The following is a 26,270-nucleotide window of genomic DNA, read 5'->3' on the forward strand; positions in this document are numbered from 1 at the left end:
AGTCTTGCAGTGTCGATGGCGGTAGTTAGTTACTCGTGGCAGGCGCCTCTTTCATCACTGCTCGACGAAATAGTACGGCTGACGGTTGATCGCCATCTCCTTGACCACCGTCACCGGGACGTTCAGCCGGTCAGTATTGTCCACCAGGGCCACGTTGCCGGGCTTGGCCGCGAGGTAGCTTTTGAGTTCTTCCGGCGTTTGCAGAATCGTCAAATAACCCTGCATGTAAAACACCCCGGCCCCGGCGATCCGCTCGTTGGCCTGATACAACACCACCTCTTTGCCTTGCGCCTGCATCGCCTGGATCTGGCTGATTACCGGCACAAACGACTGGCGCACATCGGCCTTGGGCGCGAACCAGAAAGCGGCAATCAGGTAGCAGGCCACTACCACGGTGAAGAAGCCACCTACCAGACCCCGTCGGTTTTCATAAACGTGTTCGGCAACGTGTGAAACCTGCCCACGACTTTTCAGCCAGCCCAGCAGCACGCCGCCATACTCGGCGGCCAGCACTGCCGCGGCGGGCGTCAAGGCCATCAGATAAACCGTGCGCTTGCTGGAGGCGAACGTCAGCAGGGTGAACTGCGCCACCAGCCATACGCTGAAAAACAGCCGGTAGCGGTTGCGCACCAGGCTTTTGCGGAAGTGCCACAGCCCCAGGTACACCAGGATATTCCAGGGCAAAAAGGCTTCGGGCAGTTTGACGATGTAGTAATAGAACGGCTCGTAGTGACCGGCTTCGACAAACGAACCGCTGAAGCGCCCGACGCTGTTGGTCAGCAGCACTTCACGTACCCCCTGCAACCCGTCGCGCTGGTACAGGAAACCCAGCCAGATCATCAGCGGCACCAGCGCCAGCAGCGTGAACAGCCCGGGCTTGATCCAGTCGCCCAGCTTGAATTGTTTGTCCATCAGGCTGGTACTGGCCAGATAGACGAAGATCACCACGCCAGGCATGGCCAGGCCCAGAACCCCTTTGCTCAAGGTGGCGATGACCATCCCAAAGGTGAACAGCAACCAGGTGCTCAGGTTGGAACGGTCGCGCTCCGACTCGGGGCGGTTGGCTTGATAAAACGCCAGCAGGGCCATGGTGACCCCGAGGGTGAGCAGCGAATCCTCACCCACACCGCGCACGTTGCTCCAGTAACTGGCCATGGTCGCCAGCATCAGGCCCGCGACAAACGCCAGCGTCTTGGGCCGGCCAAACTTGCGCAGCATCCCGTACAGCAGCATCACACTGAACAGCCCGGCAAACGCCGACGCCAGGCGCACTGCCCATGTGGTACCGCCAAACAGGCGAATCGCACCGGCGTCGAGCCACAGGCTCAGCGGCGGTTTCTCCAGGAAGGGTTCACGAAACAGTCGCGGCACCACCCAATCGTTATCCAGGTGCATGGCCATGGCGATCCCGGCCACACGGGCCTCGGTCGAGCCTTGCAACTCGTGATTGCCAAGGGCAAAGAAAAACAACAGCGCAGCGAGCAGGAGCAGCAGAGGAGCGGAACGCGTCATGGATTCTGGCTACCGGGGCAGGGGGCCGTTCGGGGGAACAGTCCGGGCGATCGGTGAGTATACGAGGGCGATTCTTAATAATTCGTGAATGAATGTGAGGTTTTTGTAGGGTCAGGATTGTTTCAGCAGTGGCCATTGGGTTAGCCAGCGTTTGGAGGTGATGCGTTGTTGGTAGATGGCGTGTTTTTCCTGGGTGAAGCGGGGAGTGGGTTTGAGTTGGAGATTGAACAGGTCTTCCAGGCCGAGAGGGGCTGAAACTTCACATAGGTCTTCTGCGGTTCTTCTGACGGCTACTGCGGTGGCGGTCTCGGGCCAGAAGCGCATGGCGTCGCTGGCGTTGCGGTAAGGCGCGTCGCCGTTTCGCAGGTGCATGCGGGCCTGGTTTTTGACGGACCAGTCGATGGAGGGTTCGGCTGCGTGTAAGAGGGCTTCGAGGCGGCGGTCTTCGTCGGGGCGGGTGCAGGTGGCGTCGAACCACAGTACGTCGACGTCACCGGTCAGTGGTGATAGGGGGCGACCGTGGAGGTGATCCCATACCGCGTTGCGTACGAAGCCGGCTCCGATCCAGCAGTCGGGGAGGGCGAGGGAGCGGACGATGTCCAGTAGGTGCCAGCGTTGGGCATCGCTGCTGATCAGTGTCTGGACCATCGTATGCTGGTCACGCATTCAAGGCGTCTTCAAGCTGGCAAGTGTGGCTTTACCCTTGGCCGACAAAACAGGTTCCAACTGCTCCCAGGTGAAACTCAGGTCATTGTCGCAACCGTCGCCATTGGCGGGCGTGGATAGCTTCATGCCTTGAGTGTCGAAGCTCAGGTCGAACGTCGAGTAACTGGTGACCGCCGGGCAGCCTTCATCGGTGGTGGTTTGCTTCTCCAGCCATGCGCTGAATGTGGCGGGCAGTTTCAGATGGCCGGAGTAAGCGTCATACCATTCCTGATGCCCGCCGAGCCAAGTCCATGGGTCAACGCTTTCGCCGGTTTGCAGGTTCCAGGAATGCAGCCCCCAACTGATACCCCTGGCGCCCGTACCGGCGGCCCATCGGTAAAACCTGACGGTGATCCACTGGGATGACCAGTACGTGGGTTCGACGCTGATTTCGCTGGTATAGGCCGCACCGTTGCGTCCAAGGTATTCCCGTCGTTCGCTGAAGTAATTGGCTTGATCCTCAGCGCTGACGGCCAGGCTTGCCAACTGCCGGTTGATCTTCTGAATTGCCGGGCTGTCGCCCTCAAGCTTGAGCGTCACCTGGGCGCCTTGGGTTTTTATCTGGTAGCTGTGCCCGGCGAAGGACTGCTTCTGCGTCTTGACCGGCAGGGGCGAGGTTTCCATGGGCGTGTTGTAAGCATCGCTGGCGCAACCTTCGGGTGGCGTTGCTACGCGCTGCAATGCCAGGGGTAGTGGATTGCTGCCCTTGGTTTTGCTCCAGACGCCCTTGAGCGATTCGCCCTGTGGCATCTCCAGTTGCCAAACACCGCTGTTGCCTTCTTCGACCCAGAGAGCATCGGGTGTTTCCTGGGTGAGCTGGATCGGTGTCAGGAATCGCTGGTAATAGTAACTGCCGCCTGTGTTGGGCGCGGCGTTGAAACAGGCGGTGATCGGCGTCTTGCCGAGCGTGCCTTGCCAGACCCCGCCGAGGTCGGCGTTGGCGATCGTGGAGAGCGTGGCGAGGGCCAGGAATAAACAGGGCTTGAGCATGAGGTATCGGACTTCCGGTTGTCTGATAGAGGCGAATTCAGGTGGAGCTGTGCTGGGCACGGGATGGAGAAGTATCACAACCATCCGTAATAGAAAAAGGTGACGGATTTATTTTCGAAGAAAATAGCCCGCTCACCCTTTGGTTACTTTTTGGCGATCTCCTGCTGGATCGCTATTTTTAATACTCTGAAGCTGTCCTTTCCTGCGTTTTCGAATCTGCCGTTGGCACGAGAATGTCCAGTGCGCGCGTCACCAGCAACTCACCCAGGACGCTCAATTGTTGGGTGGCCAGAAGTTTATGGCGAAAGGCTCCGTCAAGTTCGAAAGCCAGGTCAGTAGTGAGCGCGTTTAGCGAGGCGAGGGTTTCGCAGGCCTGTACGAGCAGGGTTTCGAGGTCGATGCCTTGAGCGATGCAGAAGATATCCGTGCAGGATTGGCCCGGGCTCGGAGGATTGGGACTGTTCTTTTTCATGAGTGCAACTCCTTGACTGGTGGAGTCGCCAGACATCGCTGCTAAACGAAAAGGGTGGCGACCGTACGCGGGTTAGCAGACCAGGAATCAAGGAACCCAGCGCACTCGAAAGTGCCCCACGCACAGCCGCCATAACGTGGACAAGCGGACGCAAGATGCTTCGCTTGAACGGATGGTGGCATAGCATGCCTTGATATTAACCGAGCTGCTAAACCCGGTCGCTGATTTTGCAGCGACGTTTCAAGGCTAGTCGTGTCGATTGATGAGCACCAGTTCACCAAGGGCGCGATGTCTTGCGGGAAAAGTCCGAAGGCTCATTCGGCGGTGTGTTTTCAGGAGCCCAGAAACAACAAAACCCGTACAAGGCGGGTTTTGGTGGTGCTTCGTATATGGTGGGCCGGGGTAATCTGAATTGATTCTATAACATGTTGATTATTATAGATTGTTTTCGGTTAAATTTTTTATTGGAATACCTTTTGGAATACCATTCGCGAATCTTCTTAAATTCCTACCTTTGCGTCGATCAATGCTCAATTCCACAGCTGTTCGTCGGATCTCACTTTTGAGCGGAGCCAACGGCTTCTGATAGCCATTGCTGGCGATTGTGCATTCCTTCACTCGCTCTGGCGAGTCAGCACATGCCATATTGCCTTCGAGTACGGCAAATGGGCGGTCTCTACTACTTCCTGCTCCAACGCCCGGCGAATACCGCGTCGGCGGCTACTACAGTACCACCAAGGCTGACGATTTCTATCTTGCTGCGGACGTGGCACAGGAGCCGCTGAGCGATACAGGCTTCAAATCCCACAACAACAAACACGGCGCCTAGTGGGTGGTGCAGCATCAGGTCTACAAGGATGCGACCAACCCGGCACGGGCGCTGACCTTGTTTAGCGACGCCACTGTGCATGACAAGGCCACCAACAAGATCGATCGCTACATCCACCCGGGATGTTCTACATCCAAAGTGGAGCTTTACTACGACTTCCTGGTCAGCAAGTGGCTGACAGCGCGGCCAAACATTCAATACGTGGTGAGTCCTGGCGTCAACGATGTCGACAATGCCTGGATTGCCGGTTAGAAGTTTGAAACTACGTTGTAGTGCAAGATGTGCCAGGTTTGGCGCTGGGCCCAGTTTCTTTGCCTGCGTGAGTTATGAGAGCCCATACTAGTTCAGTCGGGGAGGACGGACCCAGGCCGTACAATATGCTCTGCATAACAGCTGCGTCACAGCATGGATTGGCACGATGTAGAGCATGTAAATAGAGAGCAGCCATTGTATCGCTCTCTTGAGCTAGATCCTGCTGGGGCGGAAAATAATCCGAGAGTGAGGTCGGGTCTTGACCGGAGATCTATCAGGTATCTATTTCTGCAAAGTCCACTAATCTTGATTGAGTAGTTTGGAGTTTTTCAGTTTTTCAGCAATGTACGTAGCGTTTATCTCTTCTTGCGCTATGAGGATTTCTATTGCTCGAGCACGACTGATTTCATGTTGTTCGCATATTTTGTCTAAACTTCGAATGGCCTTGTCGGAAAGTATAAAGTTGTACTGAGACTTTCCTGATAGGTTGCTTCTGTATTTTTGCTGGCTCCATCGTGCTTTAATTTTAGTAAGGTAGAGCTCTCTTTGTTCGTTGATGATAAGGTTTTCGTCAAAATATATTAAAAGGTCTTCATAGTCTTCAAATGGGGGGCGTGAGAGATTGAGTTGAGTGTTCTTTGTAAGCCATTCCCACGCGAGCAAGATTTTTTGGTTGTCGTCTTTAAACCATCTGAAAGGTTTGTCAGTGTTTTTTTGTGATCTCCACAGTTCCTCTATGTTCTTTAGTTCAATACGCTTGTAGGTGATGTCGGCTTCCCAGCAGTCTGCGATGTAATACAGCCTGTCTATTCCATGTAGGTTTGTTGGGATCATGAATGGAATAAGTCCTGAAGCGCTAAGTAATCGATTACTTACCCATGAGATTTGGCGTTTGCCCTCATGTATCCACTTGAAGTGATCCTGATGAAGTAGTTTTGCCGCTTCCTGTTGTTTCAAAGTCTCAGCGATGTGTGGGTTTAAGCTCAAGCACTCTGCGATTATGTTGCGCATCTCTCGCGGCGCTCTGTCGAGGGGGCCAATATTGAGCCCGTATTCTTGGAGGCGTTTCCATAGCCAAATATCCCTGCGGTCATTGACTAAATTGTCTCCCCAGAGCTGAGAAAGATTATCATTGATTCTGATGGCCATTTTATAAGTCTTCTAGAAAAAATTCAGTAGCGTTATAGCACAAACATAGAGATTTTGCATGAGTTTTATAGTGTTTAGCTAGAATATTTATAGTAGATATTTTTGATGATAGGGCCGAAATTATGCGGTGTTTAAGGCATCAGCACCATGGAGGTCGCCCAACTGAGCACCCGTGAACAAGCCGCTGAAGTGCTGCTGGGCCTGAACCGCCTTGAGGTCAACAAGGGGCGGCTGCCGAAAGGTCTTCAAAAATCCGTCAACGCCGCCGCCCATGGCAAGGAAGGGTCGCTTCTTACCATGTCCGTTCTCTAGTCTCTGAGTGGTTCATTGACTCGCCAGTAGACAGGAGTTTCGTGGCCCTCAGTAAAGTTCTACTGACCTTGCCAATCCTCTGGACGAATACAGGAGATGCGTTCATGAGGATAATTCGATTGAAAGAGGTCATGGATCTAACTGGCCTTGCTAGATCTACGATTTACAAGTTTATTTCGGGAGATTCATTTCCCAAACCTATTTCCTTGGGGGACCGTTGTGTAGGTTGGCTGGAAAGTGAAGTTCACGATTGGATACTAAGTAAAGTTAAAGAGCGGGATCAGTTGGTGAAGAATGATGCTTGAGGATCTGCTGCGTTTGCCTTTGTGAATTTCACTGGCTCGGTTCTAGTTAACACCATGAAGGAACTTATCCTTCATGGTGTTTTTCCAGAGTTGTTGTTTCTCTGTAATGTATCTTTTTTAACAGGGCTTGTGGGTGTTTTATCTAGTGTCGTGCCGTCAGAAAGTTTCGGTATTGGTACTATGCTTATACAGTATCTCTATTGTGAGTTTGGCTTGTCTGTACTGGTTAGGTGTAGGGGTGTGTCGGAGGGAAGGTAGGCACTCTAAGCAGAGCAGTACTGTGCTCTACATTCTTAGGTGTAAGTAAAAATGTACTAGTGGGCCTGACTATATGAAACTAAATACTCGGAGCTCCATCATGGCTAAATATCCAGGCAACACGAACTTAACCCTTCATTACGAAGGTTCTTATCAAGGCCTGACCGTGCAAGTGGATAAGGGACCCTTCATCCAAGAGTACCTAAACCGTCTTCATCAGACGGTATCTCGAGCGCTTAATCAGTACCCTCGTGTGTTCGCATTCAGGTTTGACCTGCGGCTACCAGCTAACAATCAATTGCCCGATTACGCTTTCACGAACGAAGTTATTGACCGCTTCATCGAATCCTTTAAAGCCAAAATCAAGCACAATCGCCAAATGGCGAAACTTGTGAATAAGTACGCTCACGACACCAAGGTGCGTTACGTCTGGGCTAGGGAACAAGGGCAGCACGCGCGACCACATCATCACTTTGCGATCTTGCTGAACTACGATGCATTCAATGCGCTGGGTAAGCTCGAATCAGGCAGAGACAACATGTTTAATCGCTTGGAAGGAGCGTGGGCAAGCGCTTTAGGGTTATCAGTAGAGGCTGTCAGGGGATTGGTCGAGATTCCACAAAATCCTTACTATCACTTGTATCGCGACGAGATAGCCGGACAGGCAGCCTTCTTCCATCGTGCGAGCTACCTGTGTAAGTCGAGCACGAAGGTTTTTGGGGATGGTTCCCATGGTTTCGGGTGCAGCAGAACCTGAGCACAACGCTGAATCACGACAAAAAAATAGAAGGACACCGTGCCGACGACCACCCTGGCAATGCCAAAGGCGGTCCATCGGACGGTGTGTACATTGGAGTTAAAGGTAACCTCGTTCAGCCAGCGATACGCAGCCTTCATGACCTACAACGATGTGATCCAACGTCTGGGTGCCAATCATGCTGAGGGCGTTCTTGAGCGCCTGGGTTAGCGTGCGATCAGCTTGGCTGGGTTCAGGGTCGCCGGATGGATGGTTATGTACCAAAATCACCGCTGCCGCATTGTGCTCCAACGCAATCTTGACCACTTCTCGCGGGTAGACTCTGGCGCCATCCAGTGTGCCTCTGAATAGCTCCCTGAAGGCAATCACTCGATGTTTGCTGTCGAGCAGTAGTAGCGCAAAGACCTCGTGCTCGTGGTACTGCAGCAGTGTTTGCAGGTGGCTAAAAACCTGCTTTGGCTCCGTTAATGCCCGGCCTTTAGACAGACGGCTCATTGCCAATTGTTGTGCCATCTGCAGGATGTCAGCCTCGGTAACCGGGGATTCCATGACATAGGTACCGATTGTTTCACCGGCTATCAGCTTGTGATATTTCATTCGGGTATTCCTGAGCGAATAGGGAAGAACGCAGAAGAGTTGATGGCTACTGAACCGAAGACCTGCTTTTGTGCTGCGAGGCTCGCGATTCCAGCTTCTGGGCAAGTGAGGGTTTGGCGGGCGCTGCCGGTGGAGGGGGGTTGAGTTCTATACGGCTGGGCTGATCTTCAATGACAGGGAAGAACTCCTCGACGATGGCACCTGTGTCCTCCACGGTGTCCTCAAAGGCCCCATTGTTAAAACCCTGCCGTGCCGCTTGATCCAAGGCGCTCTGGTCAAAGCCTGCGGCTTGACGGGTCTCCTCCAATTGCTTGGCTGCAAGTAAGGCATCCTCCATGCCCAGACCGCTGCGTACCGTGATGTCTACGTAGAAAATCGGTACACCGTGGCTTTGGCGAGTGGACTTACCGCGAAGACGCAACTCCAGCGGCAAGCAGGCCAGTCGATCGCCGGAGATGGCTTGCAGATAATGCAGTCGCGCTGCGAGGGTGCGGATGCTGTTGTAGCCGGTAGTGCGAAAGACAAAGCTGCCAAGTGGATCGTCATCGCCAATCACCACGTTGAGCCGGCCGTAAGGTTTGCAGGCACTGCCTTGGGCCAGTGAACAGCCATCCGGGGAAGGGCAGGGCAACGACTGAATGCCATCCTTGGTCAGACGCTTGCAGGTCTCACCATTGCCGACGCACAGCGGGCGACCAGTGTTGCGGTCGAACAGGCTGTAGTCGGCTCGAAAGTTGAGGTCCGGCTCGTTGAACAGCAGCCGGATCGGAATGCTGCGCAGTTTGCCGTCCTGGCCATTACGCAGCTCCTCATTGAGGGGGTGCAGCAGCCAGCCGTCACGGCTCTGTACTTGGGAGGTAAGGGTGAATTGATCGTCCTTTTCCGGTAGACGCTTGCCGTTCTTTTCGACGAGCTTGCCAATGGATATTCGGCCCAAAATCGGCGGAGTGATGGCTAAACCTTTGAGCATGGGAGTTCTCCTGTATCTGAAATAAAAATGCCACCGAGACCGCGTAAACGGCCAGGGTGGCGTTGGAGAGAAAGGGCATGGGAATAAGGGAAGCGCGAGCGAGCGTTCAGGCCAGCAGAAAACGTCGACTGCCGGTTTTTGTGGTCGAGTAGCGTACTTGCAGGTGGGGTTTTTCTTTCAGCAGGCGGGGGATATCCAGGGCCGTGCTGTCTTTGGCTTTCTTCCACGTGATGCTGCCGGTTGCGAAGGTCGCCCGACTGGCATCGCCCATGGCCTGTTGCAACGTTTGCTTGAGCTGAGCTTCCTGCTTCTCCTGCAGAGCAATCGACTTGCGCACGTTCTGCAGTTCGGTAAAGGCCGTGCAGAGCAGTGTGTCGTGGCTAAAATCCAGGATTTGTCCATTGTCATGCGGATACAGACAGCGCAAAGCTTGCTCCGCCGAGGCAGAACCGTCTGCTGGCGGCGGGGTGTCACTGACGACGTAATCCCAGAAGAGCCGTTCCAGGTCAATCAACCGAGCTATCAGTGACTCATCGCGTTCAATGCGATGAATTTCCAGGTGCTGACCTCCGAGCAGTACCGCCACATCCGCCGCCTGCTTGCCAGTCACGGCCAACTGGTGAATGACCTGCAACTGCACATACTCGGGCACGCCTTCTTTCCAGAGACGTGCGCCGTTTATGCCGGCGGTTTTGCATTCGAGAATCTGCACTTCTGACGCACCGATAACCTCACGGTCGATATTGGCCAGCATCCAGGCCAGTTTGGGATCAGGATGCTGCAGAACCGCATTGACCCGGCGGACCCGATGACCGCTGCGCCGGGTGTAATGGGATGCGACAATCGGCTCCAGGATGTTGCCCCAGTACGCGGGGTTTTCCTCATCCTGCGGATCGATCATGGGCAGTAAAGTGTCACGCCCGGTTTTTTCCATCCAGAGTTCCAGCTGTGATTTATAAGGGTTCAGGCCCACAGCGGCGGCGGCATCCGAACTGCCGATGCCTTGCTTGCGCACGGTCAACCAGTCCTCACGCGGCAGTTGTTTGGTGCCGACCAAGCGTAAGGCAGGACGGGGTTTAGTTCTGAGATGTAGTAGGGATTGAGTGCTCATAATCATTTCCTTGAGGCATAAAAAACGCCCAACCAGCACGAAGCTGATCAGGCGTTTAGGGAGTGGAAGAACAGAATGGGGAAGGGGTTTATGAGGACAGTGAAAACTAGGCCTAAGCTGCAAGTTGTAGCGCCGCCTCCAGCGCCCGTTGCTTGAGCTGTGCTCCTTGCCCGAACCAGGCAGAGTCCATACGGTACTCGATGCTTCTCGCACGGCGTTCGTGGTCGACGTACTCCGTCACGGCGTTGAGCAGGCCCCAGGCGGTTCCTTGAGCTGACTCCAGGGTTGACCCGCGACCCTGACCTTCATACAGGCATTGCACCTTGCGTAGTGCCCGCTCGTTGGGAAGTACTGCCGGTAGTGGCATGTTCGGATTGGCATCACACAGCACGTTCATGAAGAATCCCATGGCTTCATGCCACTGAACTTTGCGTTCAGATAGCATTCGCATCCGGTGCATGAAGTTGTCCCATTGCGAGACAGCGATACCGAGTTGCTTTTTTACTGCCTGTGGATCGAAGCGCGTGCTGTGCGGCACCTTGATCGCTTTGCACGAACCGTCCAGCGCAATAGTCAACGTGTTATTGCAAACTACCCGCACAGTTGTAGGTGTGGCCGTGGTAGCCAAGGTACCGTCACAGGAGGTGGCCAGCAGGAGATAACCATTGACCTGATCGTTGCCTTTCAAGGTCGTTCCTTGGCCAGTGCGGGCCAGCGCCCAAAACTTGCGACCGCCTTTGAGTACGCCGGCCGTTTCCAGCTCGTAGCCCGATACTTCAGTGAGGTCCCGATAGAACTCCAAGACCTCGCGCGGCTGCACGACTTGGTAGCGCTGAGAAACCACGGACAACGGGGCCTTAGTATCGGAGCGGTAGAGAACCTTCTGGTCAGGGAAGGTGTGAATTGAGCCAAGTGCACCGATGCTATCGGATTTGAAATGCACCGGGCTGTCCTGGATCTTCCAGTCCATACCCGCTTCGCGCTGCCAGATTTCGATGGGTTGTTTCGGAGAAAGGCGACTACCCAGACCGTGCCAGGGAGTTGCGCCAACATAAGCCATTTGTTCAATGAGATGAGCCATGGGAATAGGTCCTTTGACAAAGGGGAAGCCCCTGTTTGCATGAGAAACAGGGGCTGACTCGATGATTTAGCGATTAGCGCTGAAGCTGTAACCGCACTCTAGGCATTGATAGTTATTCAGTACCTTGTCATCGATCTGTTCACCGAGCGTGGCCCCGGCGATACCGCCAGCGACCCCTCCAAACAACCCCCCTAAAATCGCCCCAGCGACGCTCCCGATCGCGATGCCTATTGGGCCTCCGGCGACACCTAAAACAGCTCCAGCTTCGGCGCCGGACAGAGCGCCAGCTGTACCACTGGCGGCGCCGCCTGCGGCACCGATCAAACCGCCTGCTTGTTTCCCAATATTTTTCGTGACGATGCGTCCAGAGTTACAACTTGGGCAAGGGCTATACATACGCAGATCCTCTCAAATGATGAGCGTGCTAAGCGAAGTGCAGGCACGCCAAAATCCCAACTGCAGTCGATACAGGCGGGCGTTCATAGAGGTGATATAGGTCTGAAATATTTTTGATTATCCACGGGCGCACAGCCAATGGTCATACAGAATGGACGGTGGAAAGGCACTGGGCTGACCTGCGCGGCCTGGCAAGATCAGCAGTTGAACAGTGCGACACTCGAGCAGGAGGGAGTATGAGGCAAACCCGCCCTACAACTGACCGACTATCGGGTCTCTCGGACCAGAAATCCATTGATAGCGCCCAGCGTTACGACAGTAAAGACTCAGGCTAAGGTGCTGGCATATGGGCATGATTTTCTAGCATTTGTCCATGGGAAGTTCTTGATTCGCCGTAGTGAAACTACAGCGCTCCCATCCCGAATTTGTTGTGCCCCGAAAAATGTGCCGAGCGAGGTACTGTCATTGATCGCCAGCGGGATTGGCGATTGACGCATCAATGTGAGCGTGTCGGTCGTCCTGAAAATCCAAACCCATGGTCTGCGGGTATTTGGATTTTAGTTTACTGAGCTGAAACGACGACGGTACTCAGTTGGCGTGAGGCCAACGACTTTTCGGAACCGCGACCGGAAGGTCACCGCAGACCCGAATCCGGAAAGAAATGCCGTTTGATCAATCGATATCTCGCTCTCCTCAAGCAATGCACGCGCTCGATCAATACGAGCGGTCAGAAGCCACTGTAAAGGAGTAGTACCAGTCTGTTCTTGAAATCGCCGAGCGAAGGTGCGGGAGCTCATGTTGGCGCGAGCCGCAAGACTATCGACCGTGTGCGAACTGTTCAAATTGTCCCGTATCCATTCGATCAACGGCGCCAAGCTCGTAGGAGAGCCTGGAAGCTCCTGACGAATAAACTGGGCCTGACCACCATCACGGTACAGTGGCGCGACCGCTAGACGGGCAGTATTTGCCGCAACAGACTGACCATAATCGCGTCGCACGAGATGCAAACACATATCCAATCCTGCTGACGCACCCGCCGAAGTCACGATGCTACCTTCATCAACGAATAGAACATTAGGTTCTACTGTTATCACTGGGTAAAGCCTGGCCAAGTCCTCGGCGAAGCGCCAATGCGTCGTGACGCGCTTTCCGCTTAGAAGACCGCTCGCGGCAAGGATAAAAACTCCTGTGCAGATTGACGCTAATCTTGCACCACGAGCATGTGCCTGGCGAAGAGCAATTCTTACCGCCTCTGGAACCTCTCCAAACGGGTCTTCACACCCGGGAATGACAATGGTGTGGGCCAGCTCAAGACGGTCGAGGCCGTACCGCACATGCATATCAAAACCAGTGGCCCGAATTGTCCGCTCGGGTGCGCACACCTCCACCTCGTAAGCTTTGCTCCCATCAACCTGAGAAGCCAAAGCGAAAACCTGATAAGCGATACCAAAGTCCAACGGCACCACGTCATTCAATACCAGAACCGCAATTTTATGCACGGCGTCGACCTCCGCTCTCACAATCAAAATAACTGGCAGAAAACGATCGCTTGATGTCATTTAAGCCACTCACGTGCAGCGTCCGGCAGGAATACTCTTTTAGTCAAGTACGAAGAGAGGAGACGGTAATGTCTGATGAGATGAGCAATGAGAGTGAAGGCCGCCAACTGCAGATTGGCATGGTGATTTTTCCTGGTTTCACTCTGCAGGACTTGGCCGGCCCACAGACGGCATTCGGCCTTCATGCCAAAACCCACATAATCTGGAAGACCCTGGAGCCCGTTCCCACGGATATGGGCGTCACCATGAACCCCACGATCACGATTGATGACGTTCCAGATAACCTGGACGTGCTGTTTGTCGCAGGTGGCGGAGGAACGCCTGAAATCATGAAGGACCAGGAGCTGCTCGATTTTATTGCTCGCGCAGGCAAGACTGCCACCTATGTAACCGCTGTATGCACAGGCTCTGTACTTCTTGCTATGGCGGGACTATTGGAGGGCTACCGTGCAGCGACCTATTGGCCTTTCTACGAACCCCTTATCGCACTGGGTATCGAACCGAGCTACGAACGGGTATGCGTCGACAGGAACCGAATCACAGGTGGCGGTGTAACGGCAGGTATCGACTTTGCGCTGAAGGTCATCGCCGAGCTTAAAGGCCAGGATGCGGCAGAGTTTACTCAGCTTGTGCTCGAGTACGACCCGCAGCCGACAATGAACTCGGGGAATCCACGTACCGCGCGGCCGGAGATCGTCGCACAGATAAAGGGGCTGTGGGGGAGAACTGACGAGGCTGTGAGAGTCGCGAATGAGCATATGAAGCGTCGAGCGCAGTTATCAAAACTAGCTCCCGCGTGATCGTTGCTCTGTAACATTGTTCTCGGCGGACCTTGATCAGTCATTTCTGCGCCATGCCGCGGGGTCGCTCTAGGGTCAGTTCCTAAGCTGGCGTCAAGTTCAAGCATATAGCCCCGCGCGTACCTACGCACGGGGGGTTTACGTTTAGAGTTGGCTCATTAGTGGCCCACTTGTAAGCACCCACGTGAATGCCATCTTTACAATCCTTCGCACGTTTCGGCTCCTTTTGAATGAATGGATTCAGCATTCTCAAGAGCCATAAGTCAGCGGGTGCATCCAGGATGAGTTCGGCTTCGCTATGTACCGCTATTGATTATCGAGCACTCAACACTCAACCGATTCTCGCGGCGGACATACTGCGGTGAATATCCATGCAGTCGAACGAACGCCCTACGCATTCGTTCTGGGTCAGTAAAACCGACCGCCTGAGCAATCTGCTCGATCGGCTCGCTGCCTTCTTGCAGACGTAAACACGCCGCTTCGACGCGCAAGCGTTCCACTGCTTTAGCTGGTGTTTCACCTGTCTCTCGGCGGAACGCTCGTCCGAATTGTCGCAGGCTCAATCTCGCCGCATCGGCGAGTCTCTCAATGGGCAACTCCTCGGCCAGATGCTCTCTCGCGAATTTCAGCGCAATACGGATGCGATCTGACTCTGGCTCCATTTGTGACATCGCGGAAAACTGTGACTGGCCACCAGGCCGTCGATATGGAACGACCAGCAATCTGGAGACATCGCGCGCTACATTCACGCCCATATCTTTCTCAATCAGGGCGAGGGCCAGATCGATCCCGGAAGCGATGCCGGCCGACGTCCAGATGTGCCCGTCCTCAATAAAAATATTGTCCCCCTCAACCTTGATGCGGGGAAAACGCGATTGCAGTAGTGCGGTGTGATTCCAGTGCGTCGTGGCCCGCCGATCGTTCAACAGCCCGATTTCCGCAAGCAAGAACGCCCCGGTGCACACGCTGGCGACTCGCGAAGCGTTGACGATCAATTGCCTTGCTGCGGCGAGATTCTCTGCTGTCAGCATTGGCTCGACTTCGCCACCCACAAAAATCACGGTGTCAAAGGTGTGCTGGCAAACTGGAGTAGTTTCGACCGGAAGGCCTGAATTACCAATAACCGATCCTCCGGAGTGCGATACGACACGAAGCTCATACGGCTTATGACCAACAGCCGTCGCCACTTGATTGAATGCAGACAGTGGCCCAGCAAGATCGAGGGCATCATGACCAGGGCAGACAAAAAATCCAATTCGGTACATCGCAGCTCAGCTCCAGCGTTTTAAGTCTCAGATTAACGGGAACCCTAGTGTAATACCACGGAGCCTGGCGCCCTTCATGGCTTTTAGTAGCGAGATTTATTGGCTTAAAGTGAGGGATAAACGTCGTTTTCGTTTCCCATACTCCTACGTAAAGTTGGTGACACGCACACCATGAGCGACGGTTGTAATGCTCGCTTTTACAGGTTCGCAGGCGGCGCAGTAGAGCACTAAGAATCACCAATGTTTTAGTCCAATGCTCGTAAGGCAACGGCTTGAGTACGCTTACTCAGGAGTGGGCCCGCTACGTATGAATGCATCGTCTCCAAGCCAGGGGAGGAGCACTCGTTGTAGCAAACATTTTGGTGATCGCGGTACGTGACTCTGCGAGGCCCATAAACACGCACATTTCGCTAGGCAGCTACGAGGGTTCAACATGACTTTGCATATAAAACCAGTCGCCACGACTGAATACGACGATGTAATTCAGGCAGCTCAAGCTTATATTGACGGTTATCGCTCTGGGGACATCGCTGGAATTGAGAAAGCCTTCCACGAAGACGCGATAATGTGGGGCTACACCGGCGATGAGCTGCTTCAAGGTCCAGCTGTTCCTGTATTTGCTAGTTTCTTCAAAGCACTGGGCGCTTCGCCGAACACCCGCAGTCGCCTGGATATCTTGGCTATCGCACCCACAGCTGCAGTTGTCCGAGTGGACATGGAGAATGACGTTTTGGGCGCGAGCTTCCACGACTTTCTTTCGCTGCTCAAGATCGACGGTCAGTGGAAAATAATCTCGAAGATATTCCAACGATACGCCTAAGCAAGCGACGGAGCCGCATCGGATAAATTTAGCCCGTCAGATGCAAGATCCTCTTCCTCTAAGCCGATGCTAAAAGGCTTGAACGCGCTAACCTGAGGTGCATCGCAACCAGACAAGGGTCGCGCGCGAGGTCACCTGAGATAAGCCAGCAATTTTTTGTTGTGTTACACGCACGAAGGTAGCTAAGGCAAAAAAACTCTTTGCCTTAGCTTCATGCCGAATCTACTCGATAAACGCGGCCAGCGAATCCGACAACGTGGCTGGCGGCGTCGCCCAGTTTAAACGCTCGTCACGGTCAGCCACTTTTATCTACTGGCGCTCATCGTTGAAACTATCGATTCATTTTGCGTCATCAGCCATATTTAAAGCTCGCGCGGTGGCCTCAACCTTGATCGATTCCTTCTCGCCCTTGGCATTCTCTACCGTAAGATTCACAAGCACCTGGTCACCTTCTTTTACCTGTTTCACCAGGTCAATAAGCATAATGTGATAGCTGTGGGGATCCAGGATGACTGCTTTGCCAGCAGGCAAGGCGACGAACTCTACTGGTTGCATGCGCATCACGTCGTTCTTGATTGTCGACTGGTGAACTTGCACGATTTTCGCCACCGGTGACTGGGCACTGAGCAGCTTGCTGTCGCTGCTTGCAGTTATCGTCATGAACGCACCAGTCGCTTGTTGTCCTGGCACTGTCGCGCGAACCCATGCGCCCTCTATCTGCGTTTGGGCTGAAACCTGGAAAGCCAGCCCTAGTAGAGAAAACCCAAGTACGATCTGTTTAACGTGTTGATTTATATTGGTCAAATCTGGACCTGAATACATTAGCAAATCTCCATGAGTGTAATCAGATCTTCTGCACATTGTTGTGCCGAAAGTGCTTGAGAAAATCCAAGGCGTAGCGTTCCTTGGTAGTCATACACATAGCTTGTCGATGAATGAGTAAGTGTATATGTTGACCCAATCGGTACTTTCTCGTAAAACACGCCAAACTCTTTGGCTGTAGCCGCTGTTTCTTCTAGCGTTCCGTAAAGAGCGATAAATGACGGATCAAAAGTTTTTACATAGGCGTCTAGGACGGCTGGTGAATCCCGCTCGGGATCGAGCGTAATAAAGATAACCTGAAGAAAGTAGCCGTCCTTATCCATCATTTTTTTGATTTTAACTGCACGAGCCAAGGCGGTGGGGCAGACTGCCGGACATTGAGTGAATCCAAAAAAAATCATGGGCATCACGCCTCGATAGCTTGAAAGCGTTCTTACCTCGCCGTCGGTGTCTTTTAGCCGGAATGTGCGCCCAAGAATTTTATTGCTTAAGTCTTTGCCGTATTTGTACGATAGCTCACCTCGGGTATCGCATCCTGCCAGCATGCCGATACCTAGAAGTCCCATACCTGAAATCACCTTGCGGCGAGTCAACAAAACGCTCATTGATTCAAGCCTCTTTATACGAAAAAACCAAAAATTGGATTAGCAAGTCTTCTTTGAATTATTACTTCATACATTGATCATGTGCTGCCGATGGATAAATACATCGGTTCAGGTCGAGCTGATCACTAGTGCGATTGAATTGAGGGTGTTGTCTCTAATGCTTTTGACGGCGCCTCAACTGTAAAACGTGGTTCGTCTAACCAGGCGTTCGCGAAAAGAAGATTTAAGTTCGCCGGCCACCCAACTAGAATGACTGCTGGAAATCAGCCCGAACTACCAAGTTCTTTAGCCCCGTAATGGCGTTCAGTCTTACTAGCAAGGTGCCTGGGGTAACTAGTCAGAGAGTCTGTAGGTAGATAAATCAGGACTACGCGTTTACGCCCCCGTCCACGCTTAACCCGGTGCCGGTGATGTGTTTAGCGCTTGGGCTTGCGATGAACGCGACCGCCACTGCGACATCCTTCCCAGTACCGTATCGGCCTAATGCTGAATGAGCCCTCATCGCATCGGCACCATCACCATCGGCTGGGTTCATATCAGTGTCCGTAGGTCCAGGATGCACAGTATTAACGGTGATGCCACGCGGTCCTAGCTCACGAGCAAGTCCTCGTGTAAAGGAAAGTAGGGAGGACTTGGACATGGAATAGACTGTGACCGATTCGAAGGCCACACGCTCCGCCAGACAGGAACCGATATTGATGATTCTTCCGCCCTCTCCAAGATAGGTAATGGCTGCTTGAGAAGCCAAGATCACTGCTCTAATGTTTACGGCGATGATCTGGTCTATCTGATCCAGCGGCATTGTCTCTAGCGGGCAAATAAAAGCGACGCCCGCATTGTTTACTAGTATGTCCAACCCTCCTAAAAGCCTAGCTGCCTCATGTACAGAACGCGTAGCTGCTTGGGGATCCGCACTATCGGCCTGGATAGGGAAGGCTTTAACACCCAATCCCTCAATTTCTCTGGCCAGTTCCTCCGCCGCATCCCCAGAGCGAACATAGCTGAAAGCAATATCAGCTCCTTTTTCTGCCAACTCGATAGCGATAGCTGCGCCAATACCACGTGCAGCGCCAGTGATGAATGCACGTTTGCCTGAAAGTTCTTTCATGACTGTCCCATTAGTAGATTTGAGATTTACCGCGACCATTCGGGGTCACTAAACCCAGAAGCTGAAGCTTAAGCGTCACTAGCGCTTTGCAAAACGACTTAGTCCCCTCGATTTACGCCATACGGTTTAGTCGAACTTGTTTCCCCTTCCGAAATTAGAATCTACTGATGAGGCGGCTTTAAGAGGAATAGACTTTCGGTACAGCGCTCAAATACGCCGTTGCAACGGGGATTGCGCCGAGCGCAATGAACCCTGAGCGGGCAGTTAAGACACTTCAGCCTCAACCGTAACCTCATAAGCGCTAACACCCTGATGTGCGGCCAGCCGTCTGATGCTTTGAGGAGGGTGCCCGATAACTCTGATGAAGGCTCTGCGCATCCGCTCCGGATCCTTGAAGCCAACCGAGTGTGCTATCAGTTCGATCGGTTCCGCCCCACGTTCAACGCGCAGCCTCGCGACCTCGACACGCAAACGCTCCACAGCTTTAGCGGGTGTTTCCCCCGTTTCCAGCAGAAAGGCTCGACCAAATTGGCGCAAGCTGAGGCAAGCAATTGATGCCAAATGCTCTGTTGATAGCTGTTCGTTTAGATGCTCTCGCATGTAGGAAAGCACCTCCCTCATGCGATCCGTCGTCGGCTCCATATCGGCCATGGCCGAAAATTGTGACTGCCCTCCTGGCCGACGGTGGTACACGACCATGGCGCGGGCGACCTCATGGGAAACAGCATTTCCCAGATCTTCCTCAATCATGGCCAGCGCCAGATCGATTCCCGCAGAGATGCCAGCAGACGTCCAGATGCCACCATCCTTCGTAAATATATGATTGGGCTGTACCCGCACCTTCGGAAAATTGCGTTGCAGTCGCGCGGTCTGCCTCCAGTGTGTAGTAGCCCTGCGACCGTCTAACAGGCCCGCCGAAGCCAATAGAAAAGCCCCGGTGCAAACACTCGCAACTCGCCTAGTACCTTTCGCGGCCGCATTAGCGAGGTGGTCCGACACCATGGGGAGGTCATAGGGTTTGGAAAAAGCCTTACCGCCGACCACTATCAACGTATCGTACGGGCTTGATCTGATCTTCTGACTCCTTACTTCTAGACCAGACGAACTCATCACAGGACCGCCCGACAACGAAACCACCGAACAGCAGTAGGGATCTGGTACCCCAATCTCTTTAGCGATCTCAAAGGCCGCCAGCGGACCGCTGAGATCCAGAATCTGAAACTCGGGAAAGACCAGGAAAGCGATGTCACGCATGGAATTACCTTCTTAAAAAATCATAGATCCTGCTCGGAATTACTGTTCCCCGCCAGCGTCCTATTGGCCGATTTTCGTAACGCTGGCCCCAAATCATCCTCTAAAAATTTTATGGCGAAAAGAGCAAAAAACCCTCAAAAAACGTCATCGTTTTTGTTCGCCTCTCAGTCCCGCTTCGCTATCAGCCTTCCTGTTTGTGACACCTGCTCCTAATGTAATCCGACGACCAAAAAGGAGGGAACTAAGTCCTTTCTCCCACCATAAGTGACGTAGAGAATGCTCCAGTTTCTCAACAGGAGAGTCGTCATGGTTGTAAGGGCAGACAGCTCGAACCGTCTTGACTGGAGGCGGACACAATGAGCACATCAAAATTATCGGAAGACATTTCAGCGTTAGAAAAGTCATCAAGCCCGTCGAATGTGGCTGTGCTGGCAATAGCCCAGGGTTTGTTCACGGCAGCCATCGCAATCGATCTCACGTTGACCGGTTTGACGGGATATCAGCTCGCACCCGATAAATCGCTTGCGACTCTGCCCTTTGCACTCATCACCGTAGCAGGCGCGATTGCGACATATTTCGCCTCTACTCTGATGCAGAAAATAGGTAGGCGGCGTGGATTTGTACTAGGTGCCCTCACCGGCGCGATAGGCGGATTGATTTCCGTATGGGCAGTTTTCCTAAACTCTTTCTGGCTGTTTTGCATGGGGACAGCCGCCGTAGGTATTTTTCAAGCGTTTGCCCAGTATTACCGATTGGCTGCGACAGATTCGGAACCTGACAATCGCAAAGCGCGCGCGATCTCGTTGGTGCTTGCGGGCGGAGTGATCGCCGCTTTTCTTGGGCCTTTGTTGGCGAGTTGGAGCACAGATTTGTTCCCAGTCCTATTCGCCGGCTCGTACTTGATGGTATGCCTGCTGGGCCTTGCCTCCGCAGCATTACTTTGGCTGGGTTACCAAGATGCACTTCCAGAACCATTGGAACTGCATGACCACGAACAGCCGCCACGCAAATTACTCACAATATTCAAGCAACCTATTTCACTAGCGGCACTCTCGAATAACGTTATTGGCGGCGTGGTGATGATGTTCATCATGACCGCGACACCGCTGGCTGCTGTCGCCAGCAATCACTCCATAAATGATGGCGCCAGCATTATTCAATGGCATTTAGTGGGTATGTACGCGCCGTCACTATTCGCTGGGCGCCTGATTGCCCTATTCGGATTGCCTCCGATTTTATTCCTGGGAATGGCACTAAGTGCAGCTTGCGGATTGATTGCACAGTTTTCGGACAGCTTGACCGCGTTCTATATCGCGCTTCTTTTTTTAGGCGTCGGGTGGAATTTTATGTTTGTTGGTGGCACAACCTTATTGACTTCCTCCTACCACCCCTCCGAAAAGGCCAGGGTGCAGGGAGTGGCAGAGTTTATTCAATATACATTCACTGCATTTTCCACTTTGGCCGCCGGCCCCATATTGCAATTACTTGGCTGGAAGGGCATGAATAATATTGTTTTTCCGCTAATCGCGGTATCCGCGGTTATTACCTTAAGGTGGATGCGTGCCGACCGCAGAACAAAAATCGCCAATGGCGAACGCGTTCTAGACAATGAAAACAGGTCGATGACGTGATTTTTCACGCATGCCGTGCACTGTAAAAAAGTCGCGGTGTTGCTGGAGAAGCAAAAACCTTGGCTTCCAAGAAGCGCCATTTCATATTTCATGCGAATTAGCCATCGGAAGTTGGCATTCACACAACAGTCAAGCTAGAACAGGAATAAATTCGGAGTAATTATGAGCGCTAATTCCAAACCCCGCATTAGGCTGGCACTTTATTCGGCAGGCATGCTTTGTATTTCCGGAGTCATTGCCTTTAGTGTGGTCGATAGCTCAGAGAAAGCTGTAGCACAGGAAGGCCCGCTCCCAATCCAAGAGGTAGATGTCGCGGTCGTTAAAAGAGAAACCGTTACCGACTGGCAAATCTATTCTGGCCGATTAGCAGCGGTGGAAAAAGTTGAGGTTAGGCCGCTGGTGGCAGGAACCATAACGGACGTCAACATACATGACGGCCAATTGGTTAAAAAAGGGGACACTCTGTTCGTCATCGATCCACGACCTTACCAAGCACAAGTCGAACGAGCTAAGGGGCAGGTTGCAGCAGCTCAGGCTCGCGCCGCGTACACGAAAAGCGACTGGGAGAGGGCACAGCGCCTAATTGCCGAAAATGCAATAGCGAAACGTGACTACGATGAAAAAAACAACGCAGCATTGGAGGCCAGTGCCAATCTTAAGACTGCTGAAGCGGCGCTGGATGCCGCTAAAATTGATCTCGGCCATACCCAGATTACAGCTCCAATTTCTGGTCGCGTATCGCGGGCAGAAATAACACTTGGAAACATCGTAAACGCCGGAGCAGGCGCGGCGCCTTTAACGATGCTTGTCTCTGTGAACCCCATTTATGCAGAGTTCAACGCTGATGAGCAGACTTATCTTAAGTATATCAACAGAATCGGCAATAAGGCTACTGTTCCGGTTGATCTAGGGCTTGCAGATGAGACAGGGTATTCGCGCCGGGGAGTCATCCAATCCGTAGACAATGAACTCGACACTACCTCAGGCACTATCCGCATGCGTGCACGGTTTGACAACGCTGATGGCACCATGGTCCCGGGGCTATATGCGCGTGTAAAAGTGGGCGGCAGTGAGCCATACGCGGCCCTCCTTATTGATGATGCGGCAATTGGCACCGATCAAGATAAGCGATTTGTCTTGGTCGTGGGAAAGGATGACCATATTGTTTATCGCCCGGTAGCGCTGGGAAATCTACAAGGCAATGATCGCATTATCACGTCCGGACTCGAAGAGGGCGAACGGGTGGTGGTAGGCGGTATTCAGCGAGTCCGTCCAGGGGAGCAGGTTCTAGGAAAGATAATTCCCCAAAGTGACGCTCAGGCTAGAAACGCTCACTGACCCACGACAGCACTAACTAAAATTCACCAATAAACAATGAATGCCCCTCAGGCACTTAGGATTTATTGGTCCGTGCATTGATTATAAAACAGAGTGCATCCTTAAGCGTCCTGTTGTCTTTTTAACCCTCAAGCAGCGCTGAGAGAAAGTAGCCGCCTCACTTAAAGAGTCATTAATGAACATATCAAAGTTCTTCATTGATCGTCCGATCTTTGCGGGCGTACTATCCGTGGTGATCCTGCTTGCAGGGTTGATAGCAATATTTAAACTGCCGATTTCTGAGTATCCAGAGGTCGTTCCGCCCTCGGTCACAATCAGCGCACAGTATCCTGGAGCGAACCCAAAAGTCATTGCCGAGACAGTTGCTGCGCCGCTTGAGGAAAAAATCAACGGCGTTGAGAATATGCTGTACATGCAGTCTCAAGCGAACAGTGACGGTAACCTGACCATCACTGTAACTTTCGCATTAGGAACTGACCCGGACTTGGCTACCCAGTTGGTACAGAACCGAGTCAATCAAGCATTGCCACGACTGCCCGAAGATGTACAGCGATTGGGTGTTACTACGCTCAAAAGCTCTTCTTCATTAGTTCTTTTTCTGCACCTCGTGTCGCCGAATGATCGGTACGACACAACGTATTTGAGAAACTACGGCCTACGGAACGTCAAAACGCGCTTTGAGCGGATACCTGGCGTTGGCCGTGTCGATATGTGGGGGGCAGGTGACTACGCAATGCGTGTGTGGCTTGATCCGCAGAAGGTAGCACAGCGTAATCTCACCGCCTCGGAGATTGTCACTTCCATTCAAGAACAGAATATTCAGGTTGCTGCGGGTGCCGTTGGTGCTGCGCCCTCTTCGCCGGGTACTGCAGTACAGCTGACAATCAATGCCCAGGGTCGCTTGAAGACCGTCGACGAGTTCCGCGACATCGTTCTCAAAACTAGCCCGAATGGCGCAGTTACTCATCTGCGGGATGTCGCCCGAGTCGAACTCTCTGCGGCTGAATACGGATTGCGTGCGCTGCTGGACAACAAACCCGCCGTCTCCCTCGCCATCTACCAATTGCCTGGCGCTAACGCGCTGGAGATCTCTGATCAAATCCGCGCTGCACTCAAAGATCTCAGCGCTGATTTCCCTCCCGGCCTGGATTATAGGCTTATCTACGACCCCACTCGCTTCGTGAAGTCGAGCATTCAGGCGGTTATAGAAACACTGCTCGAAGCCATCGCACTGGTGGTCGTGGTCGTCATTGTGTTCCTCCAATCATGGCGTACAGCGATCATTCCTTTGATCGCTGTACCGGTGTCCATCATCGGTACCTTTGCGCTCTTGCTGGCCTTCGGCTTCTCGATCAATGCCCTGTCGCTTTTCGGAATGGTGTTAGCCATTGGTATCGTCGTTGACGATGCCATCGTTGTGGTTGAAAACGTGGAGAGGAACATAGCCAGCGGTCTGACCCCGAGGGACGCCACGTATAAAGCCATGCAAGAGGTCAGCGGCCCCATCATTGCTATCGCACTCACGTTGGTTGCTGTATTTGTACCGTTGGCATTTATGAGCGGTCTCACGGGCCAGTTCTACAAGCAGTTTGCAATGACCATTGCGATCTCTACGGTGATCTCTGCTTTCAACTCACTCACGCTCTCTCCAGCCCTCAGCGCACTACTTTTGCGTAGCCACGACGCTAAGCAAGACGCCTTAACGCGGGTGATGAATAAGCTACTGGGCGGTTTTTTTCGAGCATTCAACAAGGTTTTTAATCGTGGCTCGGAGCAATACTCGAAAGGCGTAACAGGCGTCCTTAAGCGCAAGGGCAGCATGCTGGTTGTTTATGTGGTTCTTCTGGGACTCACGGCGGTTATGGGGAACGTTGTGCCTGCTGGGTTCATTCCCATGCAGGACAAGGAGTACTTGGTCACCATCGCCCAGCTTCCCAATGGCGCTTCTCTTGACCGTACGGAAGAAGTGATTCGCCAGATGAGCGAAATAGTCATGAAGCAGCCGGGCGCAGCTCACGCAGTCGGCTTCCCTGGCATGTCCGTTAACGGATTCATGAACAGTTCTAGCGCAGGGATTGTCTTTGTCCCCCTCAAGCCTCTCAGCGAACGTACATCGAAAGATGAGTCCGCCGCGGCCATCGTCGCATCCCTTAACCACAAGTTCGCCAGTATCAAAGGAGCCTATGTCGCAGCCTTTCCACCGCCTCCAATACTCGGGCTTGGCACACTGGGTGGCTTCAAAATGCAGCTGGAAGACCAAGGTAGCCTCGGGTATGAGGAGCTTAACAAGGCCGCTCAAGCATTCATGGCCAAGGCTGCAGTGACCCCGGAGCTTGGTGGGTCACTGACAAACTATCAGATCAACTTCCCGCAGCTAAACGTCGAGCTAGACCGTGTGAAAGCCAAACAGCTGGGCGTGTCCGTTACCGATGTATTCAAGACCATGCAGGTATACCTTGGCTCCTTGTATGTGAATGACTTCAACAGTTTTGGCCGTGTATATCAGGTACGAGTGCAGGCCGACGCACCGTTTCGTCAGCGAGCAGATGACATCCTTCAGCTGAAAACCAGAAACGACCGTGGAGAAATGGTGCCCCTATCGTCTCTGGTTCGTATCACCCCAACCTACGGTCCGGACATGGTGGTTCGGTATAACGGCTACACCGCAGCGGATATTAACGGCGGCCCAGCGCCGGGCTATTCGTCTGGCCAGGCCCAAGCAGCAGCAGAGCGCATTGCAGCCGAGGTGTTGCCTCAAGGCGTAAAATTCGAGTGGACTGAGCTGACTTACCAAAAGGTTTTGGCAGGTAATGCCGGTATGTGGGTCTTCCCTGTCAGCGTCCTGCTCGTATTCCTCGTACTGGCCGCACTGTACGAAAGCTTGACCCTCCCTTTGGCGGTAATCCTGATCGTTCCCATGAGCATCTTGTGCGCACTCACGGGGGTGTGGCTCACGCAGGGAGACAACAACATCTTTACCCAGATCGGGTTGATGGTATTGGTCGCATTGGCTTCTAAAAACGCCATCTTGATCGTCGAGTTCGCCAGAGAACTAGAGCATGACGGGTACACGCCGCTGACGGCAGCCATTGAAGCGAGCCGCTTGCGTCTCCGACCAATTCTCATGACTTCGATCGCCTTCATCATGGGCGTTGTTCCACTGGTGTTTTCCACTGGTGCGGGCTCAGAAATGCGCCAAGCCATGGGGATCTCGGTGTTTTTCGGCATGTTGGGCGTGACCCTGTTCGGTCTCGCACTGACACCTGTCTTCTACGTAGTCCTGCGTACGCTGGCAGGTGGCAAAGTACACGTGGCTCAAAAAGACGCGCCTCACCTGACAACGGAAGCATTGGACGCATGATCGGAGCCAAA

General features: G+C 53.2%; 25 protein-coding genes. 9 read left to right on the plus strand and 16 right to left on the minus strand.

Annotated elements, in window-relative coordinates; translation table 11 throughout:
* Positions 1-54 precede the first annotated feature (54 nt).
* From HX805_RS29690 to HX805_RS29705, 4 genes are all read right to left on the minus strand, one after another.
* The gene (locus tag HX805_RS29690; protein ID WP_177117555.1) at positions 55-1,512 is read right to left on the minus strand and encodes a glycosyltransferase family 39 protein; all 1,458 of its coding nucleotides are present in this window, start codon (positions 1,510-1,512) and stop codon (positions 55-57) included.
* Between the two features lie 111 nt (positions 1,513-1,623).
* A complete protein-coding gene (locus tag HX805_RS29695; protein WP_256348350.1) occupies positions 1,624-2,178 on the minus strand; it encodes a nucleotidyltransferase family protein in 555 nt (184 codons plus the stop codon).
* Positions 2,179-3,207 carry a hypothetical protein gene (locus tag HX805_RS29700; RefSeq protein WP_177117556.1) on the minus strand — a complete coding sequence of 343 codons (1,029 nt, stop codon included), beginning with the start codon at positions 3,205-3,207 and terminating at the stop codon, positions 2,179-2,181.
* A 178-nt stretch (positions 3,208-3,385) separates the two neighbouring features.
* The gene (locus tag HX805_RS29705; protein ID WP_177117557.1) at positions 3,386-3,679 is read right to left on the minus strand and encodes a DUF6124 family protein; all 294 of its coding nucleotides are present in this window, start codon (positions 3,677-3,679) and stop codon (positions 3,386-3,388) included.
* Positions 3,680-4,511: 832 nt separating this feature from the next.
* Between HX805_RS29705 and HX805_RS29710 the strand changes: the two genes are divergently transcribed.
* Positions 4,512-4,760, plus strand: coding sequence for a carbohydrate porin (locus tag HX805_RS29710; protein WP_177054736.1), 249 nt, complete (start codon positions 4,512-4,514; stop codon positions 4,758-4,760).
* Between the two features lie 300 nt (positions 4,761-5,060).
* Here the strand turns inward: HX805_RS29710 and HX805_RS29715 are convergent, their stop codons facing one another.
* A complete protein-coding gene (locus tag HX805_RS29715; protein WP_177054735.1) occupies positions 5,061-5,909 on the minus strand; it encodes a hypothetical protein in 849 nt (282 codons plus the stop codon).
* A gap of 147 nt (positions 5,910-6,056) precedes the next feature.
* Between HX805_RS29715 and HX805_RS29720 the strand changes: the two genes are divergently transcribed.
* From HX805_RS29720 to HX805_RS29730, 3 genes are all read left to right on the plus strand, one after another.
* The gene (locus tag HX805_RS29720; RefSeq protein WP_177054734.1) at positions 6,057-6,221 is read left to right on the plus strand and encodes a hypothetical protein; all 165 of its coding nucleotides are present in this window, start codon (positions 6,057-6,059) and stop codon (positions 6,219-6,221) included.
* Positions 6,222-6,325: 104 nt separating this feature from the next.
* Entirely contained in the window at positions 6,326-6,526 is a 201-nt protein-coding gene (locus HX805_RS29725; protein ID WP_008436723.1) for an AlpA family transcriptional regulator, read from the plus strand.
* 358 nt (positions 6,527-6,884) lie between these two features.
* Positions 6,885-7,541, plus strand: a complete 657-nt coding sequence (locus HX805_RS29730) for an inovirus-type Gp2 protein (protein WP_177117558.1) — start codon at positions 6,885-6,887, stop codon at positions 7,539-7,541.
* A gap of 99 nt (positions 7,542-7,640) precedes the next feature.
* Here the strand turns inward: HX805_RS29730 and radC are convergent, their stop codons facing one another.
* From radC to HX805_RS29755, 6 genes are all read right to left on the minus strand, one after another.
* Positions 7,641-8,138, minus strand: coding sequence for a DNA repair protein RadC (gene radC / locus HX805_RS29735; RefSeq protein WP_016973819.1), 498 nt, complete (start codon positions 8,136-8,138; stop codon positions 7,641-7,643).
* Positions 8,139-8,184: 46 nt separating this feature from the next.
* Positions 8,185-9,108 carry a hydrolase or metal-binding protein gene (locus HX805_RS29740; protein WP_169893878.1) on the minus strand — a complete coding sequence of 308 codons (924 nt, stop codon included), beginning with the start codon at positions 9,106-9,108 and terminating at the stop codon, positions 8,185-8,187.
* A 106-nt stretch (positions 9,109-9,214) separates the two neighbouring features.
* Positions 9,215-10,219 (minus strand): YqaJ viral recombinase family protein, encoded by a 1,005-nt coding sequence (locus HX805_RS29745; protein ID WP_169893880.1) that lies wholly within the window; start codon positions 10,217-10,219, stop codon positions 9,215-9,217.
* Between the two features lie 112 nt (positions 10,220-10,331).
* On the minus strand, positions 10,332-11,300 hold the full coding sequence (locus tag HX805_RS29750) for a DUF932 domain-containing protein (protein WP_016973816.1): 969 nt from the start codon (positions 11,298-11,300) through the stop codon (positions 10,332-10,334).
* Positions 11,301-11,366: 66 nt separating this feature from the next.
* Positions 11,367-11,696, minus strand: coding sequence for a hypothetical protein (locus HX805_RS32500; RefSeq protein ID WP_008436736.1), 330 nt, complete (start codon positions 11,694-11,696; stop codon positions 11,367-11,369).
* Between the two features lie 557 nt (positions 11,697-12,253).
* The gene (locus HX805_RS29755) at positions 12,254-13,255 is read right to left on the minus strand and encodes a helix-turn-helix domain-containing protein (RefSeq protein WP_218167455.1); all 1,002 of its coding nucleotides are present in this window, start codon (positions 13,253-13,255) and stop codon (positions 12,254-12,256) included.
* 68 nt (positions 13,256-13,323) lie between these two features.
* Between HX805_RS29755 and HX805_RS29760 the strand changes: the two genes are divergently transcribed.
* Positions 13,324-14,055, plus strand: a complete 732-nt coding sequence (locus tag HX805_RS29760; RefSeq protein ID WP_177117559.1) for a DJ-1/PfpI family protein — start codon at positions 13,324-13,326, stop codon at positions 14,053-14,055.
* Positions 14,056-14,351: 296 nt separating this feature from the next.
* Here HX805_RS29760 and HX805_RS29765 read toward each other — a convergent pair whose 3' ends face one another.
* Complete coding sequence (locus tag HX805_RS29765; RefSeq protein WP_016973813.1) at positions 14,352-15,320, minus strand: GlxA family transcriptional regulator; 969 nt, start codon at positions 15,318-15,320, stop codon at positions 14,352-14,354.
* A gap of 433 nt (positions 15,321-15,753) precedes the next feature.
* Here HX805_RS29765 and HX805_RS29770 point away from each other — a divergent pair, with 433 nt between their 5' ends.
* Positions 15,754-16,140: a nuclear transport factor 2 family protein gene (locus HX805_RS29770; RefSeq protein WP_016973812.1), complete on the plus strand. Its 387-nt coding sequence runs from the start codon at positions 15,754-15,756 to the stop codon at positions 16,138-16,140.
* A gap of 339 nt (positions 16,141-16,479) precedes the next feature.
* On the opposite strand, the gene HX805_RS29775 is transcribed toward HX805_RS29770, so the two are convergent.
* From HX805_RS29775 to HX805_RS29790, 4 genes are all read right to left on the minus strand, one after another.
* Positions 16,480-16,962, minus strand: coding sequence for a copper chaperone PCu(A)C (locus HX805_RS29775; protein WP_177117560.1), 483 nt, complete (start codon positions 16,960-16,962; stop codon positions 16,480-16,482).
* Positions 16,962-17,567, minus strand: a complete 606-nt coding sequence (locus tag HX805_RS29780; protein WP_016973810.1) for an SCO family protein — start codon at positions 17,565-17,567, stop codon at positions 16,962-16,964. The genes HX805_RS29775 and HX805_RS29780 overlap by 1 nt, the downstream gene beginning before the upstream one ends.
* Before the next feature lie 367 nt (positions 17,568-17,934).
* Positions 17,935-18,675, minus strand: a complete 741-nt coding sequence (locus HX805_RS29785; protein ID WP_016973809.1) for an SDR family oxidoreductase — start codon at positions 18,673-18,675, stop codon at positions 17,935-17,937.
* A 264-nt stretch (positions 18,676-18,939) separates the two neighbouring features.
* Positions 18,940-19,929 carry a GlxA family transcriptional regulator gene (locus tag HX805_RS29790; protein WP_016973808.1) on the minus strand — a complete coding sequence of 330 codons (990 nt, stop codon included), beginning with the start codon at positions 19,927-19,929 and terminating at the stop codon, positions 18,940-18,942.
* 356 nt (positions 19,930-20,285) lie between these two features.
* Here HX805_RS29790 and HX805_RS29795 point away from each other — a divergent pair, with 356 nt between their 5' ends.
* The 3 genes from HX805_RS29795 to HX805_RS29805 all read left to right on the plus strand — a co-directional run bounded on the left by HX805_RS29795 (position 20,286) and on the right by HX805_RS29805 (position 26,259).
* Positions 20,286-21,560 (plus strand): MFS transporter, encoded by a 1,275-nt coding sequence (locus HX805_RS29795; protein ID WP_177054729.1) that lies wholly within the window; start codon positions 20,286-20,288, stop codon positions 21,558-21,560.
* Between the two features lie 162 nt (positions 21,561-21,722).
* Positions 21,723-22,898 carry an efflux RND transporter periplasmic adaptor subunit gene (locus HX805_RS29800; RefSeq protein ID WP_177117561.1) on the plus strand — a complete coding sequence of 392 codons (1,176 nt, stop codon included), beginning with the start codon at positions 21,723-21,725 and terminating at the stop codon, positions 22,896-22,898.
* Positions 22,899-23,073: 175 nt separating this feature from the next.
* Positions 23,074-26,259 carry an efflux RND transporter permease subunit gene (locus HX805_RS29805; protein ID WP_177117562.1) on the plus strand — a complete coding sequence of 1,062 codons (3,186 nt, stop codon included), beginning with the start codon at positions 23,074-23,076 and terminating at the stop codon, positions 26,257-26,259.
* Positions 26,260-26,270: the final 11 nt, after the last annotated feature.

Origin of the sequence: Pseudomonas sp. G5001 (genome assembly GCF_013385475.1) — a bacterium.
GTDB lineage: Bacteria > Pseudomonadota > Gammaproteobacteria > Pseudomonadales > Pseudomonadaceae > Aquipseudomonas.

Excerpts from the sequence above, each read along its gene's own strand:
- HX805_RS29750 (WP_016973816.1), bottom strand. The coding sequence starts at position 11,300 with ATGGCTCATCTCATTGAACAAATGGCTTATGTTGGCGCAACTCCCTGG.
- HX805_RS29790 (WP_016973808.1), bottom strand. The coding sequence starts at position 19,929 with ATGCGTGACATCGCTTTCCTGGTCTTTCCCGAGTTTCAGATTCTGGAT.
- HX805_RS29730 (WP_177117558.1), top strand. The coding sequence starts at position 6,885 with ATGGCTAAATATCCAGGCAACACGAACTTAACCCTTCATTACGAAGGT.
- HX805_RS29715 (WP_177054735.1), bottom strand. The coding sequence starts at position 5,909 with ATGGCCATCAGAATCAATGATAATCTTTCTCAGCTCTGGGGAGACAAT.
- HX805_RS29745 (WP_169893880.1), bottom strand. The coding sequence starts at position 10,219 with ATGAGCACTCAATCCCTACTACATCTCAGAACTAAACCCCGTCCTGCC.
- HX805_RS29725 (WP_008436723.1), top strand. The coding sequence starts at position 6,326 with ATGAGGATAATTCGATTGAAAGAGGTCATGGATCTAACTGGCCTTGCT.
- radC (WP_016973819.1), bottom strand. The coding sequence starts at position 8,138 with ATGAAATATCACAAGCTGATAGCCGGTGAAACAATCGGTACCTATGTC.
- HX805_RS29740 (WP_169893878.1), bottom strand. The coding sequence starts at position 9,108 with ATGCTCAAAGGTTTAGCCATCACTCCGCCGATTTTGGGCCGAATATCC.
- HX805_RS29720 (WP_177054734.1), top strand. The coding sequence starts at position 6,057 with ATGGAGGTCGCCCAACTGAGCACCCGTGAACAAGCCGCTGAAGTGCTG.
- HX805_RS29800 (WP_177117561.1), top strand. The coding sequence starts at position 21,723 with ATGAGCGCTAATTCCAAACCCCGCATTAGGCTGGCACTTTATTCGGCA.
- HX805_RS29765 (WP_016973813.1), bottom strand. The coding sequence starts at position 15,320 with ATGTACCGAATTGGATTTTTTGTCTGCCCTGGTCATGATGCCCTCGAT.
- HX805_RS29805 (WP_177117562.1), top strand. The coding sequence starts at position 23,074 with ATGAACATATCAAAGTTCTTCATTGATCGTCCGATCTTTGCGGGCGTA.
- HX805_RS29760 (WP_177117559.1), top strand. The coding sequence starts at position 13,324 with ATGTCTGATGAGATGAGCAATGAGAGTGAAGGCCGCCAACTGCAGATT.
- HX805_RS32500 (WP_008436736.1), bottom strand. The coding sequence starts at position 11,696 with ATGTATAGCCCTTGCCCAAGTTGTAACTCTGGACGCATCGTCACGAAA.
- HX805_RS29795 (WP_177054729.1), top strand. The coding sequence starts at position 20,286 with ATGAGCACATCAAAATTATCGGAAGACATTTCAGCGTTAGAAAAGTCA.
- HX805_RS29775 (WP_177117560.1), bottom strand. The coding sequence starts at position 16,962 with ATGTATTCAGGTCCAGATTTGACCAATATAAATCAACACGTTAAACAG.
- HX805_RS29785 (WP_016973809.1), bottom strand. The coding sequence starts at position 18,675 with ATGAAAGAACTTTCAGGCAAACGTGCATTCATCACTGGCGCTGCACGT.
- HX805_RS29755 (WP_218167455.1), bottom strand. The coding sequence starts at position 13,255 with ATGACATCAAGCGATCGTTTTCTGCCAGTTATTTTGATTGTGAGAGCG.
- HX805_RS29690 (WP_177117555.1), bottom strand. The coding sequence starts at position 1,512 with ATGACGCGTTCCGCTCCTCTGCTGCTCCTGCTCGCTGCGCTGTTGTTT.
- HX805_RS29770 (WP_016973812.1), top strand. The coding sequence starts at position 15,754 with ATGACTTTGCATATAAAACCAGTCGCCACGACTGAATACGACGATGTA.
- HX805_RS29780 (WP_016973810.1), bottom strand. The coding sequence starts at position 17,567 with ATGAGCGTTTTGTTGACTCGCCGCAAGGTGATTTCAGGTATGGGACTT.
- HX805_RS29705 (WP_177117557.1), bottom strand. The coding sequence starts at position 3,679 with ATGAAAAAGAACAGTCCCAATCCTCCGAGCCCGGGCCAATCCTGCACG.
- HX805_RS29695 (WP_256348350.1), bottom strand. The coding sequence starts at position 2,178 with ATGCGTGACCAGCATACGATGGTCCAGACACTGATCAGCAGCGATGCC.
- HX805_RS29700 (WP_177117556.1), bottom strand. The coding sequence starts at position 3,207 with ATGCTCAAGCCCTGTTTATTCCTGGCCCTCGCCACGCTCTCCACGATC.